Origin of the sequence: Paenibacillus sp. B1-35 (assembly GCF_050474385.1) — a bacterium.
Lineage (GTDB): Bacteria > Bacillota > Bacilli > Paenibacillales > Paenibacillaceae > Paenibacillus_B > Paenibacillus_B alvei.
Genome location: NZ_JBCHVJ010000001.1, coordinates 1,529,560 through 1,545,083, shown reverse-complemented (window position 1 = coordinate 1,545,083; position 15,524 = coordinate 1,529,560). Strand labels below are relative to the sequence as shown.

Annotated in this window: 13 protein-coding genes; 8 read left to right on the top strand and 5 right to left on the bottom strand. The window is 44.8% G+C overall.

Translation table 11 applies throughout. The annotated features are described in order from the left end of the window. Positions 1-19: 19 nt before the first annotated feature. Positions 20-2,305: a beta-glucosidase gene (locus tag ACQ5BJ_RS06690; protein ID WP_430109187.1), complete on the top strand. Its 2,286-nt coding sequence runs from the start codon at positions 20-22 to the stop codon at positions 2,303-2,305. Positions 2,306-2,489: 184 nt separating this feature from the next. Here the strand turns inward: ACQ5BJ_RS06690 and ACQ5BJ_RS06685 are convergent, their stop codons facing one another. Next, the gene (locus tag ACQ5BJ_RS06685; protein WP_430109453.1) at positions 2,490-3,209 is read right to left on the bottom strand and encodes a cupin domain-containing protein; all 720 of its coding nucleotides are present in this window, start codon (positions 3,207-3,209) and stop codon (positions 2,490-2,492) included. A 151-nt stretch (positions 3,210-3,360) separates the two neighbouring features. Between ACQ5BJ_RS06685 and ACQ5BJ_RS06680 the strand changes: the two genes are divergently transcribed. Further along, on the top strand, positions 3,361-3,924 hold the full coding sequence (locus ACQ5BJ_RS06680; RefSeq protein WP_268599740.1) for a putative glycolipid-binding domain-containing protein: 564 nt from the start codon (positions 3,361-3,363) through the stop codon (positions 3,922-3,924). 134 nt (positions 3,925-4,058) lie between these two features. Here the strand turns inward: ACQ5BJ_RS06680 and ACQ5BJ_RS06675 are convergent, their stop codons facing one another. The 3 genes from ACQ5BJ_RS06675 to ACQ5BJ_RS06665 form a co-directional block, all read right to left on the bottom strand. Beyond that, complete coding sequence (locus ACQ5BJ_RS06675) at positions 4,059-5,198, bottom strand: glycoside hydrolase family 18 protein (protein ID WP_430109184.1); 1,140 nt, start codon at positions 5,196-5,198, stop codon at positions 4,059-4,061. A gap of 6 nt (positions 5,199-5,204) precedes the next feature. Then, the gene (locus ACQ5BJ_RS06670; RefSeq protein ID WP_430109181.1) at positions 5,205-6,305 is read right to left on the bottom strand and encodes an acyltransferase; all 1,101 of its coding nucleotides are present in this window, start codon (positions 6,303-6,305) and stop codon (positions 5,205-5,207) included. Between the two features lie 65 nt (positions 6,306-6,370). Continuing rightward, complete coding sequence (locus ACQ5BJ_RS06665) at positions 6,371-7,696, bottom strand: glycosyltransferase family 2 protein (RefSeq protein ID WP_268619924.1); 1,326 nt, start codon at positions 7,694-7,696, stop codon at positions 6,371-6,373. A gap of 429 nt (positions 7,697-8,125) precedes the next feature. On the opposite strand from ACQ5BJ_RS06665, the gene ACQ5BJ_RS06660 reads away from it, so the two are divergent. From ACQ5BJ_RS06660 to ACQ5BJ_RS06650, 3 genes are all read left to right on the top strand, one after another. Further along, on the top strand, positions 8,126-8,689 hold the full coding sequence (locus tag ACQ5BJ_RS06660; protein WP_005546450.1) for an RNA polymerase sigma factor: 564 nt from the start codon (positions 8,126-8,128) through the stop codon (positions 8,687-8,689). Beyond that, the gene (locus ACQ5BJ_RS06655) at positions 8,683-10,167 is read left to right on the top strand and encodes a DUF4179 domain-containing protein (RefSeq protein WP_268619925.1); all 1,485 of its coding nucleotides are present in this window, start codon (positions 8,683-8,685) and stop codon (positions 10,165-10,167) included. Before ACQ5BJ_RS06660 ends, ACQ5BJ_RS06655 begins: the two co-directional genes overlap by 7 nt. 83 nt (positions 10,168-10,250) lie before the next feature. Continuing rightward, positions 10,251-11,084 (top strand): hypothetical protein, encoded by an 834-nt coding sequence (locus ACQ5BJ_RS06650; RefSeq protein ID WP_268619926.1) that lies wholly within the window; start codon positions 10,251-10,253, stop codon positions 11,082-11,084. A 74-nt stretch (positions 11,085-11,158) separates the two neighbouring features. Here the strand turns inward: ACQ5BJ_RS06650 and ACQ5BJ_RS06645 are convergent, their stop codons facing one another. Further along, a complete protein-coding gene (locus ACQ5BJ_RS06645) occupies positions 11,159-12,208 on the bottom strand; it encodes an AI-2E family transporter (RefSeq protein WP_005546456.1) in 1,050 nt (349 codons plus the stop codon). 292 nt (positions 12,209-12,500) lie between these two features. Between ACQ5BJ_RS06645 and ACQ5BJ_RS06640 the strand changes: the two genes are divergently transcribed. From ACQ5BJ_RS06640 to ACQ5BJ_RS06630, 3 genes are all read left to right on the top strand, one after another. Beyond that, entirely contained in the window at positions 12,501-14,189 is a 1,689-nt protein-coding gene (locus ACQ5BJ_RS06640) for a methyl-accepting chemotaxis protein (RefSeq protein WP_430109176.1), read from the top strand. A gap of 68 nt (positions 14,190-14,257) precedes the next feature. Then, positions 14,258-14,539 (top strand): hypothetical protein, encoded by a 282-nt coding sequence (locus ACQ5BJ_RS06635; protein WP_005546460.1) that lies wholly within the window; start codon positions 14,258-14,260, stop codon positions 14,537-14,539. A gap of 193 nt (positions 14,540-14,732) precedes the next feature. Continuing rightward, positions 14,733-15,425, top strand: a complete 693-nt coding sequence (locus ACQ5BJ_RS06630) for a hypothetical protein (protein WP_268619928.1) — start codon at positions 14,733-14,735, stop codon at positions 15,423-15,425. The last annotated feature ends 99 nt before the right edge of the window (positions 15,426-15,524 follow it).

Sequence of the window (15,524 nt, the reverse complement as noted above, 5' to 3'; positions counted from 1 at the left end):
TAGAAAGTGGGGATATATTATGAATCAAAAGATAAACGATTGGATGAAGGAATTAACGCTTGAAGAGAAGGCATCGCTATGTGCAGGACTGAATATGTGGATGACGAAGGGGATTGACCGCCTGAACATCCCGCCGATCCATATGTATGACGGTACGAATGGCATCCGCAAAACGAATAGCGATGAAGAGATGGGGATTGCTACGACAGGAAATATTCCAGCCACATGTTATCCCACCGGCTCTGCGATCGGTTCCTCTTGGAATACGGAGTTATTGCACGAGGTTGGTGTAGCGCTTGGCGTTGAAGGGAAGGAAATGGGCGTGGAGCTTTTGCTTGGGCCTGGCATCAATATGAAGCGCACGCCGCTAGGCGGCCGCAACTTCGAATATTATTCCGAAGACCCTTGTCTGTCCGGTGAGCTCGGCGCAGCCTTCGTGAATGGACTTCAAAGTCAAGGCGTAGGCGCTTCCGTGAAGCACTTTGCCTGCAATAACCAGGAGTTCGAGAAGATGGTGACCAGTTCGGAAGTTGATGAACGTACCCTGCGCGAGATTTACTTGAGTGCATTCGAGCGCATTATTAAGAAAGCCGATCCATGGACAGTTATGTGTTCCTACAATCTGCTTAACGGCTCCTATACGAGTGAGAACGAGCATCTGCTGGATGACATTTTGCGCAAAGAATGGGGCTATGAAGGCGTCGTGCTGTCGGACTGGACGGCGGTCAACGACCGTATTCGCGGGCTCAAGGCTGGACTTGATATTGAAATGCCTGGACCTGCGCATTACAATGCGGATGCGATTGTGAAGGCGGTTCAGAACGGTACCCTGTCGGAAGAACATCTGAATAATAGCGTACGGCGCATTCTTACACTGGTAGAACAAGTAACGGCCAATGAAGAGGAGTCGAATACGGCTGCAATTGATTATCATGAGCTGGCGAGAAAAGCAGCGGCCGAGAGTATCGTACTGCTTAAAAATGATAACGGCATCCTACCGATGGACCCTGCTAAGACCCAATCTATTGCCGTGATCGGTACATTCGCGAAGAAGCCGAGAATTCAAGGCGCAGGGAGCGCCGAAGTTACGCCAACGCGTGTTGACATCCCATGGGATGAGGTACAGAAAATTGCTGGCGAGTCTGTACAATTCAGCTATGCGGATGGCTACCCGAAGGATGAGCGCATCGATGAGGCCATGATCCAAGAGAGCGCAGCGCTTGCAGCGAAATCTGATCTCGCGATTCTGTTCGTCGGACAACCCGAATATGCGGAGTCCGAAATGCGTGACCTTGCCAGCATCGATCTTCCCGAGCATCAGGTGAAGCTGATTCAAGCGGTAGCGGCTGCACAGCCGAGATGTGTTGTCGTAACAAGCAGCGGTACGGCAATGGCAATGCGCCCTTGGGTACAGCATGTGCCGGGCGTGCTCCACTCTTGGCTGACAGGGCAGGGCTCGGGTCGTGCGATTGCGGAAATTCTGTTCGGCTTGACGAATCCATCCGGCAAGCTGTCTGAGACGTTCCCAGTGAAGCTGTCCGACAATCCATCCCATATGCGAATTCGCGGAGAGAACGGCAAGCTGTATTACCGTGAAGGACTGTTTGTCGGGTACCGCTATTATGACCGCAAGGAGCTTGCGCCGCAATTCCCATTCGGTCATGGATTGTCCTACACGACCTTTGCTTACTCGGACATGAAAGTCAAGCAGCATGACCGCTGCGTAACCGTGTCTTTGCAAGTAGAGAATACGGGGACAGTAGCTGGGAAAGAGGTTGTTCAATTGTACGTTCACGACGAGGAGTGCAAGTGGACGCGTCCGGAGAAAGAGCTCAAGGCCTTTGCCAAGATCGAGCTTCAGCCGCATGAGAAGAAAGAAGTGGTATTCGAGCTGGAAGAGCGGGATTTTGCTTACTACAATACGAAATACAATCGTTGGGTGGCAGAAACGGGCTACTTCAAGCTTGCCGCAGGCAGCTCATCCCGAGATATTCGCCTGACAGAGCGCGTATTCTGTGACTTTGGCAAAGAAGAGATATCCTTCCACAAATTCAGTCTGTTAAATGACTGGATTGCTGATCCACTTGCCAAATCAGTATTGGAAAAGTGCTTCAACGAGATGAATAAGCATGTTATCGACCAGGTGGTTTTGAATGAAGGCTTTGTCGGATTCTGGGGAGACTTCCCTGCGATTAAGGTGCTTCAAATGTTCGGTCAGAACTGGCTCGTTCATCGCTCGCCGGATCAAGTGATGGAAGAGCTTATTGCCGAGGTGGAGCGCGAGCGCCGTCAAACGGTTCAATAAAGGCAAGATACGCCGTAGATATTCAATAACTTTCTTGTTAGGAAAGAGCGAATCCCCCCATGCATGCCATCGGGGGATTTTTGCGTCTGCTCAGTGTGCATCTCGTCCATGCATCGTATGAATTAAGCCGTTTGAATCCATGCATCTGTCAGGAATATATAATTCGCTCGCCCTATGGCTGATTTCATTGAAACGGATAATAGGGAAGGAAATCATTTGCCACATAGCCAGGGTGAGGATAACGATAATACGGAATGGTGGATCCGGCGCCAGATGTAGAGTATCCATAAGCTGGATGCTCCGCTGTCTTTGCGTGCGGAATGCGATTATGGCAGTCTGCCGGTGGTCCAATGACAACCGTCTTCGTAATCGGGGACAAAGTGTCCCTTACTTTTGCCTCATCAAGGCAATAAGAGTGAGCCCATGCCTCTGGTGGTGTCAAACGCAAAATGTCTGAACCGAAGATGACCTCAGGAGTCGGTGCATCGAAGATTGCGATAAGATGCGTATTGTCTTCATTCGCTATCTCATAATGCCACCAAGCCTGTGGAACGTTAGCTACCTGGCCAGGCTTAATTCGAAAGGTAAGCAGTTGGTTTGTGAACGGATTAATCAGACTTACAGTGGCCTCTCCTGTTACGCAATATACCAATTCGCTTGCATTCTGATGGATATGGGGCTCAATCGTATTGCCGGTGCTTAAGTAGATATCCAGCAAAGAAACGTTTCCTAACGTATTCAACTGGCTGATGCCTAATACGTTAATATAATTGTTTGCGTCTTTGCGAAAGAACAAGGACTGATTGACATCATAAGCAAAATGGGCATCCGGTGAAGCAAAATCAATAGAGTTGTTATTTGCCACTGCTCGTAACCTGCCTTTGCAAGAAGTTGTATGCCACATCATATGTGTTCGCCTACAAGACGTGAGCCCATTTTCTTTATTGGAATGGAATGATAAGGTGAGGTAGAATGGAGTGGGAATCTAAGGGAATTTGCTAGTTGCAAGGATAGAGGTCCAGAGATTGCGATAAAGGATAGGGGGCGATATTACAATGAAAAATGATAGCTATGATGTTATATGGAAACGAATGCAAGAAGAAGGGCTTGAATACTGTAAAGTGTCGCTGGAGCCTGTAACCATGATCCAAGGTAGGGTTATATGTGCCGATGCGGATCGCAGCTTCGTGGAGTATGAAGTGCGATGCGACGAGCTAGGATGTACACAAGAGGTGAACATACGGTATACCGATGAACAACAGGCGAGAACAATGAAACTGGAGCGGGATGCTCAAGATTGCTGGAAGGTAAATGGAGAAGCTCGTGATGACCTGAGCGGAGCGAAGGACATCGATATTGGGGTGACGCCTTCTACGAATGTGCTGCCGATCCGTCGCCTGAAGCTGGATAAGGGACAACAGGCTGCGGTTACAGCGGCATGGGTATGCTTCCCACAATTTACGGTGCAGCCGCTGCAGCAATCGTATGAGCGAACAGGGGATAACACGTATATTTATCGTTCCGCAAGCGGATATACGGCACAGCTTAATGTGGATCAACATGGAGTTGTGATTGATTATGCTGATCAATGGAAGGCGTTATCGAAGGTACATGCGTAGGAATGGCAATACAGACCTCTTTAGCCCTATTGATGTGGCGAAGAGGTCTGCTATGCCAGTCTGCTGATAAGATGTGCTGATGCAAATCCACTTAAGCGGATCGAATTCACGACGGGACAATATGTATTCTCCTGTTACTCATTCAGGTGCTTGCACAAGTAGCTGATGATTCCATCCTTTGCATCCTGCGAATATTCCCAGACCATAGCACCACCCAATCCATGCTCCTGTATATAGGCCACCTTAGCCTTCAAGGCTTCCTTATCCTCGTATGAGATGAAGGTGTCTCCATTGAATAAGTAGGCTGCCTTGGCCGTATCATCGAAATAACGCTTGAAGCCCTTCTCCTTCAGATATTTTCCAACGATCGTATTGTAGCTAAGATCAACCTTATCAATATCGATAGGCTTGCCGATTGAAAAGGCCCCATTACTGCCCGGTTCGCTATTGACCTTCTCCCATCCGTAGGAATAGGCAGGTATGCCAAGCAGCAGCTTTTTGCTATCTACATCGTGTGCCTTGTATCGTTCTATGATGCCATGGACACTATCCTTAGCCTTGCCTTTCGCATCCTTGTACAGGTTCGCATTATAATCAGTCGTGTCCGACCATCGGCCTGTCAAGTCATAACTCATGACATTAATATAGGTGACGTACTTCTCAACTTCCTTCACATTAACCTTATCGAAATACCAATCCTGCGTACCTGCGGCGAAGGTTAGAATATATTTCTTATGCGTATGCGGAAGCTTGTTGAGCTTTTCCCTTAAATCCTTCATAAGCGCGGTGAAGTTCACCGTATCTTCCGGGCGAGCCTTTATCGTACCCCATGCATCGAAGGCTGGATATTCCCAGTCGATATCAACGCCATCTAAATCCAGCTCCTTGACTGTATTGATGATGCTGTCGGTAAAGGAATATCGATTGCCGTCCAGGGAGGCGTCCGAGAAGCCATCGGCATTATATCCGCCTACGGCGAGCACGAATTGAGTCTGCGGATGCTTCTCCTTCAGTTTGACAATGTTTTGCTTAATCCGTTCATTTTCGGCCTTGTCTTCGTGAAAATAGATGTTCGTCTTATCAATACGCGCAAACGCAATAAATGCGATGTCAATCGCTTGATCCTTCCAATCGATTTGGCTAAAATCCTTCCAGATCGGAATATAAACCGATGTGATTTTCTGTTCGGCTTGGCTGCTGACATGATAGGCATAGAGGGACATTCCGGCTAAAAGGGCAACAATGAATAGCTTCGTATAAATACTGATTTTCATTTATGCTTACCCCTTTCCACCAAACAGTACGGTAGTCATGACTTTGCTGAGATTCAACATTTTTACAATCAGGTAGCTGGCTGTAAATACAGCAATGACATTGAAGATTAACACGTAGGACGTCTGAAACACAGTCGCTTCCGTTTCTGCTCTTTGGGTGATGAGCAATTCAATCAACAAATGGATCAAATAAATACTGAAGCTGGCCTTTGAGATGGAGCCTATCATTTTTTGCAGCTTGTAGTTTATCCGCTCATGCAGTGCATGCTCCTTTTCCTTGAACCAAATGAAAACCGCAACCGCCATAAAGAAGGTCGTAATGGAGTAGTTGCCATAAAAGGTTTCATCCAACGTTCCAAGATGCTGAGAAGCGAAGTAGGTGGCAATTGGCGTAATGAAAAAGGAGGCAATACCTACATTAAACAGCACGTGCTTCCATTTGTCTGGCAAGCTATATGTGTATAAATAATGTCCCAAGATAAAATAGCCAAGAAATCCAGTAAACATTGGGATGTTGAATAAGGGTATGGTGAAATACTGCCCTGTCACCTTAAGCACGATATCCGACAGGAAGCGATAACCGATACTGATTGTGAACCACATCGTCAAATAATACCGCAGATCCTTCTCGCTGCATGCCTGGACGAGCTTGCTAATTAACGGAATGGTCATATAAATGGCTATGATCGCGTACAAGAACCAGAGATGGACATAGTTGCCGTCTGTTAGCAACTTGTAGCCGAAATCCTGCAGAAAAGCAAGTGCATTCATGTGAGTGTTAACGATAATGTATTGATTGTAAAGCGCATAGATTAGTGACCAGCTAATGAGTGCAATTGCAAGCGGAAGCACTCTTTTTATGTAAAAATCTTTGTATGTTGTAAATTTCACCCGCAGCATCATGGCGCCGCTGATCATGAAAAACACAGGAACAGCAAATCTCGAAATGGAGTTGAAAATATTGCTGACCCACCAAGATGATGAATCAAAATTATTCGTTCTTGTTAGCAGGTCTGCGGTAATATGCAGCACGATAACGGCGAGAATCGAAAGAATACGCAAAATATCTACATATATGATCCGATTGTTTTTTATAATACTCTCCATGTTCTCCCTCCCGGAAAATACATGCGGCTATCTTTTTTTATGCCGCTATGCAGGTTATACAGATATCAACTGATCGAAGCTACGCCTTTACGTTCAACGAAGCCCCAGCCTTCATCGTTGTCGAAATACTTGATAGTGCCGACAATATTCAAGTAAAGCAATAAATTGCGATATGTGAGCAGCTCGTATTGGCTGAATAAGAACATGGTGATGTAGTCTCGGAGTGAGTAGCTGCTGTCGTACTTTTTACACAAGTACAGCGATGTAATGATTTGTGCGGCATTAACAACGATGATGATGGAGAAGAGGATGAGCATGTGCATGATGTTGCCGCCGAACAGCAAAATATTAATGAAATAAATGATCGTAGTAAACGCGGTAAGCGTTCCGAGCACGAAGCCGTCAATGGCAAAAAACAAGCTTACTCCTGGACGGAATTTTTGCGACAACTGCGACCAATAGATTAAGATACAGTCAACAAAAGCTTTCTGCCAGCGTATCCGCTGCTTGTTGAAGTTCTTTATATTTTCCGGGCATTCCGTATAGCATACGGCTTCAGGAGCATATACCAGCTTCTTCTTAAGATGGTTGGCCTTCAGATACTCATGAATTTTCAAGGTAATGTCAATATCCTCGCCGACTGTGCTGCGGAAGCCGTTCACTTGAACCAAAATATCCTTGTAGAAAGCGCCGAAGGCTCCGGATATGACAACAATGGAATTGAACACGGATTGGGTCAGCTTTCTTACATAAAAGCCATGAATGTAATTCAGGATCTGGCTCTTAATGAGACCTTTGCCCGTAAATTTCTCGACAATAACGCCATCCTTCTTCTCAGCGCCCTGTACAATTTTTACGGTACCTCCAAGTGCAATGACATCCTCATCGTGAAAATATTGATTCACGTATTTCAGAGAATCGAACTCAAGCATGCTGTCGGCATCCAAGGTAATGACGATATCCGTTTGCGCACAGTCAATGCCGGCGTTCAAGGAATCGGCCTTGCCTCCGTTCTGCTTGTCGATGACGAAGATATGTTCATATCGAGCAGATCCATACACGCCCTTAATAGCTTGATAGAATAGTTTCCCATCTCCTGTTCGCTGAACGGGCTTCAACTCAAGAAGTTCCTCTAAACGTTGGAAGGTGTGATCTGTCGAGCCGTCATTGATAATGATGACTTCATAGTTGCGGTAGTTTACCTGATTCATGGCTTCAATGCAATTTTTGATGGTCAGCTCTTCGTTGTAGGCAGGCACGAGAACGCTGATCGATTTTTCACTCAGCTCATGATTTACTTTCTTCACCTTGCTGAACAGCAGAGGAATGATCGTATACAAGAGCTGAAAGCCTAAGAAGACGATCGTCGTTACATAAAAAAAGTACTGCATTTTGTTCCACTCCTTCTCTATCTGTTTCGAACAAAAGCATGAATCTTTCTTACTTTCTAGTGATAAAGCAGAAAAGTGCAAGGATGTGATCATTCTCATGTTGAGTTTCATTTTCTAGGTTGCGGGGCAGTTTCCCGTGATGATGAGACTAGATGGAAGGAAAAGTAGGGATTGGTAAATATTGACCATTTGTTTATTTCTGTTTTTATAACCTCCAATCCGTAGATTGAACGATTTTCTGTCTACTCACAAATTATCCTAATGATTACCAAAAGTAAAACCGCTTTAACTTTCAAGAAAACGAATACATCACTTCCAATCTAGTGCACACTAGTATTTTTTCCATTTTTCGTTGAAGAGTAAAAAAAGTGAACCCATTCCTCTTTGAGTTCGCCTATATTAATGTAGATAATATTGGAGGTCTTTTCAATGGAACATGAGGAACGATTAATGGAACGCTGCCGAAGCGGAGATAAGGATGCTTTCTTTTTATTGGTAGAGCCGTTATTAAGCCGCGCTTACAGCTCGTCCGTCGCTATCCTTCGTCAGGCGCATACGGCTGAGGATGCGGTACAGAATGCCTTGCTGGAAGCTTACCAAGCGATCATGGCCGGTAAGAAAATAAGGAAATTCAAATCGTGGTTCAACCATCTGGTTGCATGCCGTGCTATGGATTTGGCAAGGCGGAGGGCTAAGCTAAATAGCCGTCACGGTGAGCTTGATGAATCGGAATTCGTTGATGATGTTGCTACTCCAGCAGAAGTTTTGTTGAAAAGGGAACAGGAATCGGAAGTGCTACACCAGGTAATGTCGCTAGATATGAATTATCGTACGGTTATTATTCTCTATTATTATCAAGAGTTGTCGATAGAGGAAATCGCAGATGTGCTCCGCATCAAGAAAGGGACTGTGAAGTCACGGCTTCATACGGCTCGAATGAAATTAAGCCAAATGTCTCTACTATCCATACAAAAGAAGGTGATGGAATGCTAAAGCTAGATAGAGGGACTCCGTTAAAAAAAGATTTGCAGCATTCGTTAGATGAGCTTCCAGTTCCTTCTTCACTGCTTCAATTTGCGAAGGAAGTGCCATCAATGGTAGAGGATGTTCGGCATGCGGGAGTTGCTGCGACTCGTCGAAAGAGAAGAAGATTCATCTATAAGGCTGCGGCAATCGGAGCAATATTGGCCGTTACCTCGCTTAGTGCGATTCAGGTGTCCCCTTCTTTTGCGGAACTGGTAAAAAACATACCAGGATTTTCTTTAGCGAAGAGTGTGATGGAGCAGCTATTTGACCACGGATCGGATAACGCGAAATCGCATGGATATGAACCATTCAAGCCTGTTGTGCAGCAGTTCGATGATATGAAGATAAGCATAAGCGACTTATATTTAACCGGAGATAGATTAACCTTCCGTTCAATGATTACATCCGATAATATCAAGCAAAATGTAATCACAAGAAAAGATGGGATGAAATTTCTTGATCGAACCGCGAATTTATATGATGTGAAGGCAGTAGATTTTGAGGTGTTAAAGTCTGTAAGTGGGGGTATTTATATTGATGCGAAAACGAAGGAGCCGTTCCTTATGAGTACCGCGACGTCTGAATTGAAACCAGATCAAGTCCAGCAATTTTTAAGTACGAATCCTAGGGAGCTTCGATTTGAAGTAAACGTGAATGAATATAAGGACGGCTCCTTCCGTAAGAAGGCAAGCTACAAGCTGAGCATCCCATTCGATTCGTCCAAGCTGCTTAAAGATAAAATCATACCGCTTCATAAACTGATTAATATAAGCGGCGATCCGGATTTGAAGGATATTATTTTAGGAGATGTAACAATTACGCCGACAAACACATATTTGAATGTTTCTCTCGATAAGAAAAGCAATTATTATTTGCGCTTCATCGGTAATCGGCAAGATTCTTATTTAGAGGATGATAAAGGGAGGAAGTACCCGCTCTTTTCTGATGATACAATTGGCGCATATCAAATTGAGCCAGTTGGGGAAGATGGAAATCGATTGAGCTTCTACTCCTCGCCTTATTTCGAAGATGCTGAACGGCTTACCCTGCATATAAAAGAAGTCAGCCTTACGGAAAAAGTGCCTGGGGAGGCGTTTACCTTTACCCCAGGAGAACAATTGCCAAAGACGGTAACTTACAAGGGTAAAAAATTGACGATTACAGATGCGTACTATGACGATGTGTATCTCATGCTCAAAATAAAAAAAGATGCTTCGGATCCCGATCGAACAGGTATACGCTTCGCCGTGTCTCCTTCTGTATCGGCTCCTGGGCTTGACCGCAATGGTGGGATCGATGTCGGAGAAGTGCGGGTCATCCATAATCAGAAGGATTACTATCAAGCGCGAATACATGCCCCGAAGCTGGAGTCATACAAGATAGAGATGTCTAGAGAATCTTCGCCGGTCACGATTAATAGCGATATTGAGATTGACTTGAAATAAACCGGTCAACCGGTCATCCCGGGATTTCGATTATATGAATGTACAGAGAAAATCAACAAGCTTTATGGGAGGAGAGAAGCGCAATGAAACGATCGATGGGAATGGTAATGAGCGCAGCGTTGCTGATGGGAGGAACTATGGCTACATGGGGGACAGCTAAAGTTGCGCAAGCAGTAGCGGGACATCATAGTAGTGCGACTGTCAGTAATCAGAAATTGAGCATCGTCAAAGAATATGGCGGGGCTTCTATCGAATTAGAAGCAGTAGAGAAGACGGAAAAAGGGATTCAGTTCACGATCGTAAAGAAATTCCCTGAAGGCATTAAAAAGGAAATTGCCGATCAAGTGATGTGGATGAACAATTTGGTTATGGACGATAAAGGATGGATCTATGATCTAATCGATAAGGAGGACCATCCCCGCCTCCTAGAGGATAATACGACTGCATGGGTTATGAAGGCAACTGTGGCGTCTGTTAGAAAAGATGCAAAGAAGTTAATCGTCAAGTCCTATGTAGGCGGGAACTATGACGATAAGAGTTCTGCGACCGCTGAAAAGGCGAATGTAATGGCGAAGCTGAACGGTACTTTTCCGGTAACGATTGATCAGGGAAAAATAGGGGAGCTGCAAGTGACGGGATTGAAAAAAGAAAAGGATAAGACGATACTTCAATTGTCCATTGCAGGTGATACAGCATCAATTCAGCATACAGGAGTTTTCCTAGTTCAGAATGGGAAAAGACTAGATTTAAAAGAAGCGCCGAAACTGGTAGGAGTAAAAAACGGCATTTACCAATACGAACTAACTTTTCCAGCCGTAGCTAACAAAGCAAACTTGTCCGTACTGGCTAAGCGAATGACGCCTGTCGAATTTTTGAAAGAGTTGGAATTGACGATAGAGCTGGATCAACATAAATAAGATCAAAAAGGGCCGATTGCGGTATGCATCGGCCCTTTGGCTTTTTTGATTTTGTGCGACTTGTAGCGAGTTAATCAACTGGCGTTTTCGGATTCTTGCTTCACGTTAACCTCAAGCAGATCCAAGAGGAACATGAAAATCGGCACTCCGAGAATTAATCCCCATACGCCGAGGAAATGCTCGGCAACAATAAGAACAGCAAAGGTATAGAATATCGGCAGATGTACCTTCGCCGACATCAGCTTCGGGTTCAAGATGTAGGCTTCGATGGCATGAATCACAATGACCATGATGACTACATATACGACCTTGATCAAACCGCCGATGCTGAAAGCTATCGCGCACAACGGGATGAGGGAAATGACAACGCCCATCACCGGAATCAATCCGAGCAGGAAGATCATGATGGCTAGTCCGAACAATTGCGGGAAGCCCATTAACCACAAGCAAATGGTGGATAAAATGCTGTTCACGATGGCAATAAGGAACTGTGCTTCAATGACCTTGCCGAATGAATACAAAAACTTATTGCCGAAGTATTCAAGCTCCGAGTAGATGAATCCGATTTTGCTGGTTCTGAACTTTTCCGTGAACTCCATAACGCGCTTCTTCTCCAGCACGAAGAACAGGCTGAGCACGAAGGAAATGATCGCTCGGGTGCCCCATTGTCCGATATCCGATGCCGATTTTACGATGAAATCGAAGCCTTTGCTGACATAGCTTGCCAGATCGATCTTCTGTAAAGAGTCCATGATGTACTGCATGAACTCGAAATCGAAATCGTAATTCAAAAATGCCTTCGTATTATAGAACTGGATAATGCTGTTCACAAGCTGCTCAATCTGAGTAATAACCTTAGGGAATACACTGTACGCTCCTCCGACAATGGACAGAAGCAGTACGGCATAAAGAAGCAGCACGGTTACCTTGTAATTGACCCTTACGAACTTGGTAATCCTCCGATGAAGGAACATATGCAGCCTGTCCACAAGGTACGTTAGAATAAACGTAATAAGAATGAGGTGAATCATGCTTCGCATTGCAAAGAGCAGTGCGATAAGTACAACGAGAATGAGAATGCGTTTGACACCAGGACCTTTGAAAAATTCTTTCACTGTTTCCATCGTAAATCTAGGACTCCTTTGATTGTCACTTGTGAGAGCAGTTCGGTCCCTTGCCATATCCGTTTGAAGAGAACGCTCTTCCTTTCACTGTATTCAAGCATATGATATTCCATACGCGATAGCAAATGTAAGGATTCAATTTTTTACTAGTAAATGTAAATTAACCTCTTACTTTTTTCTTACATATGCGCATTTGAACAATTATTATGAATTTGTAAACAGACAAATGGTAGATATTGCGTTACCATGTGGAAGAGATAAGGCGATTGGTCATAAAAAGGAGAGGCAAGCGATGAGCATCCGGTTGAAGAACAGAATAGGATTTTCGATTATTGTCATTTGTATGATATTCATTTTTATGTATCAATATATGGCATCGAGTAATCAGTTGAGTGAAGTGAAAGAAATCAAGGAACGTACTTTGCAATCGACATTGCTTGCAGATAATATGAAGCTGTCTGTTGTTCAGGTACAGCAGTGGCTAACCGACATTGGCGTTACTAGAGGGAAAGACGGCATGGACGATGGATTTACTCAAGCGGCGCATTATGCTTCACAGTTTCAAGCTGATGTTCAGCGATTCAAGCAAATTCATACGGAGTTATCCGGCAAGCTAGACGAGATTGAAAAGGCATTCAAAAACTTTTATAAAATGGGCCAGCAAATGGCGCATGATTACATGGATAAAGGAACAGATACCGGTAATCGTACGATGGGGGCCTTCGATCAAGCCTCTGAACAGATCAACCGTGAGATGGATCAAATACGGGAGCAGCAATTAAACCGTATTCAGCAGGAAATGATCAAGGTGGAACAGACAAATCGTTCACACCAGTCCGTATTGTTCATCTTGCTGCTTGTGGCAATTCTAATCGCGACTGCTACGGCTTTCGTGTTAACACGCTCCATTTCCCGTTCGATGAAGCAGTTGAATGAATCGGCGCGGGTCATTGCAGATGGGGATTTGCGGACGCCAATACCATGTACGACCAATGATGAGATGGGGCAATTGGCGCGTTCTTTTGAAAAGATGCGTGTAGATTTGTCTCAGTTGATTAGCCAAGTTCAGACAGCTACAGATATGGTCGCCGATTCGTCGGAACAACTGCGTCATTCTGTCAAACAAACGACAGAGGCAACCAATCAGCATGCAGCTTCCATACAGCGTATTGCTAGCGGGGCTGAGATACAGATGCGCGCTTCTGCGGAAAGTGCAAGGGCAGTTGAAGAAATGGCGCAAGGGGTCGCCAGAATTGCGGAAACATCGGCTGTTGTATCCGATTCCGCCTTACATACAGAAAAGTCGGCTTCAGATGGCGACGAATTGATACGCCAAGCCGATCAGCAAATTATGGCAGTTAGTGAAGCGAATCGCAAGGCCTCTCATACTGTTGAAGTATTGAGTCAGCAATCGGATGATATCGGACAAATGGTACAGGTGATGACAGCTATTGCTGCTCAGATTCACTTGCTTGCTTTGAACGCGTCTATCGAGGCCGCACAAGCTGGAGAACATGGACGGGGATTCGCTATCGTGGCTGCTGAGGTAAGAAAATTGGCGGATCAGTCCAGTCAGGCTGCCGGGCAAATTGCAAGCCTTGTAAATGAGATAAGTGAAAATATGGCTGCATCCGTTGAGGCTATGGGGCAGAGTACGAGGGAAGTTCTATTGGGGCAAGAAGCGATGCAGCATACAAGGGAGTCATTCCAGCGTATTACACAGTTGACAGAGCAGGTTGCTTCGCAAATTCAAGAGGTATCTGCATCTACGGAAGAATTGTCTGCAGGCTCGGAGGAGGTTGCCGCCTCATTGTCTCAATTGACGGATATTGCACAGCATGCATGTAACGAAAGTGAAGTGCTTTCCTCTTCGTCTCAGGTTACATTGTCGGCAATGGATGATATGAATCGTTCCGTTTCCCGCTTGAATGAGCTTGCAAATGAGCTTCAAGCATCTGTTCGGCATTTCCGGCTTCGTTGACCTGACTGGATAAGCGCATCAATTTTACCTATAATGATAAGCATCGAGGATGAAACGAGGGATAACACATGAGTGTAAAAATTACAAAGGCATCTATGCATCAAGATGAAGATCAACATTATCTTGGACAAGTTATATTTGAATTGGAGAATGTAAAATCTCCGTATGAAATTAGCTTTTTCAGCAAGAACGGGAAGGATTGGGATTATAACCTGCACTTTACGGCGCAATCTGGGGATGAGGAAGAATTTTACGAACTGGATGCCAGACTAGAGGAAGATGACGATCTGTTTGATGAACTGCTGTCAGCATCATGGAATACGCTTGAACAGTCACCTTCTGACGAATAAATGAATGTGTATTGCCCGTGACAATGAACAGATGTAGAACGAAGGACATGAAGCTATAGCTTTCATGTCCTTTTCTTTATGAAATAAGGGAAGACATTTCATAAGACCGAATGGTATAATACGGAAACGCGAGTAAAAAGTGAGACATCATAGGAGCTGGCATTCATGCAATTATGTTGTTGGGGGTGTGCCCTTGAGAAGGATTTGTTGCTTCAGCTTATTTCTGTGGCTGGCTATATCCTTCGTAATCCCTGTTCAAGCTGCAGATGTACTACACCGGTTGACACACGACGACCAGGATACGCTGCTTATTGGGCAAGTGATACGAAATGAAAAGGCAAAGATGTCGATTCAAGTCATCTATATCGTGTCTGGTGAGCAAACAGAGCAAGAAATTACAATTGCATGTACTCGACAAGAGGATAATTGCTATGAATTGAACCTTGGAGATATCGCGTTATTTTCGCTTGACCAAGAGGATTCGTCATCAGGGAACTATCATATCAAGTGGGGCATTTATCCGTTAGATATCTCGGATGGTCTGGCCCATTTGAAGGGCGCTCAAGAAGAGCCAATGATTGCAGCACTGCAGTACTATGTAAATAGTGGCGGAAGGCCGGCATCATTTGTCATGGAAGGGGATCGAATGCAAGGGAGATATGACAATGGGGAAATTGTCCACATTGCTCCAAAGCTGGATTTGGCAGCCCGACAGCATACGAAAGATGGACTCGGCCAGCTTATCCGGCCGCTCGAATATGATCATCGCGTTGTACAGCTTAAAGATATGGATCAGGTAGAGAATCGTTGTATTCGTGTCATTTGGATCGTTGCGGAAATGCTCGGATTTCTTATTGTGGGCTCCCTTATTTTAGGAAAGAGATGAAATATTTTACCGGAAAGAGTTATCGATAACATAAAATGAAAGTTTTGTTCCAAGTGATTGATTCAATACGATAAATAAACGAATAAGCTGTATAGCGAT

What these genes read in the sequence shown, in the direction of transcription:
- ACQ5BJ_RS06690 (WP_430109187.1), top strand. Translation starts at nt 20, where the DNA reads ATGAATCAAAAGATAAACGATTGGATGAAGGAATTAACGCTTGAAGAG.
- ACQ5BJ_RS06645 (WP_005546456.1), bottom strand. Translation starts at nt 12,208, where the DNA reads ATGGAAACAGTGAAAGAATTTTTCAAAGGTCCTGGTGTCAAACGCATT.
- ACQ5BJ_RS06665 (WP_268619924.1), bottom strand. Translation starts at nt 7,696, where the DNA reads ATGCAGTACTTTTTTTATGTAACGACGATCGTCTTCTTAGGCTTTCAG.
- ACQ5BJ_RS06640 (WP_430109176.1), top strand. Translation starts at nt 12,501, where the DNA reads ATGAGCATCCGGTTGAAGAACAGAATAGGATTTTCGATTATTGTCATT.
- ACQ5BJ_RS06650 (WP_268619926.1), top strand. Translation starts at nt 10,251, where the DNA reads ATGAAACGATCGATGGGAATGGTAATGAGCGCAGCGTTGCTGATGGGA.
- ACQ5BJ_RS06680 (WP_268599740.1), top strand. Translation starts at nt 3,361, where the DNA reads ATGAAAAATGATAGCTATGATGTTATATGGAAACGAATGCAAGAAGAA.
- ACQ5BJ_RS06655 (WP_268619925.1), top strand. Translation starts at nt 8,683, where the DNA reads ATGCTAAAGCTAGATAGAGGGACTCCGTTAAAAAAAGATTTGCAGCAT.
- ACQ5BJ_RS06660 (WP_005546450.1), top strand. Translation starts at nt 8,126, where the DNA reads ATGGAACATGAGGAACGATTAATGGAACGCTGCCGAAGCGGAGATAAG.
- ACQ5BJ_RS06635 (WP_005546460.1), top strand. Translation starts at nt 14,258, where the DNA reads ATGAGTGTAAAAATTACAAAGGCATCTATGCATCAAGATGAAGATCAA.
- ACQ5BJ_RS06670 (WP_430109181.1), bottom strand. Translation starts at nt 6,305, where the DNA reads ATGGAGAGTATTATAAAAAACAATCGGATCATATATGTAGATATTTTG.
- ACQ5BJ_RS06675 (WP_430109184.1), bottom strand. Translation starts at nt 5,198, where the DNA reads ATGAAAATCAGTATTTATACGAAGCTATTCATTGTTGCCCTTTTAGCC.
- ACQ5BJ_RS06685 (WP_430109453.1), bottom strand. Translation starts at nt 3,209, where the DNA reads ATGTGGCATACAACTTCTTGCAAAGGCAGGTTACGAGCAGTGGCAAAT.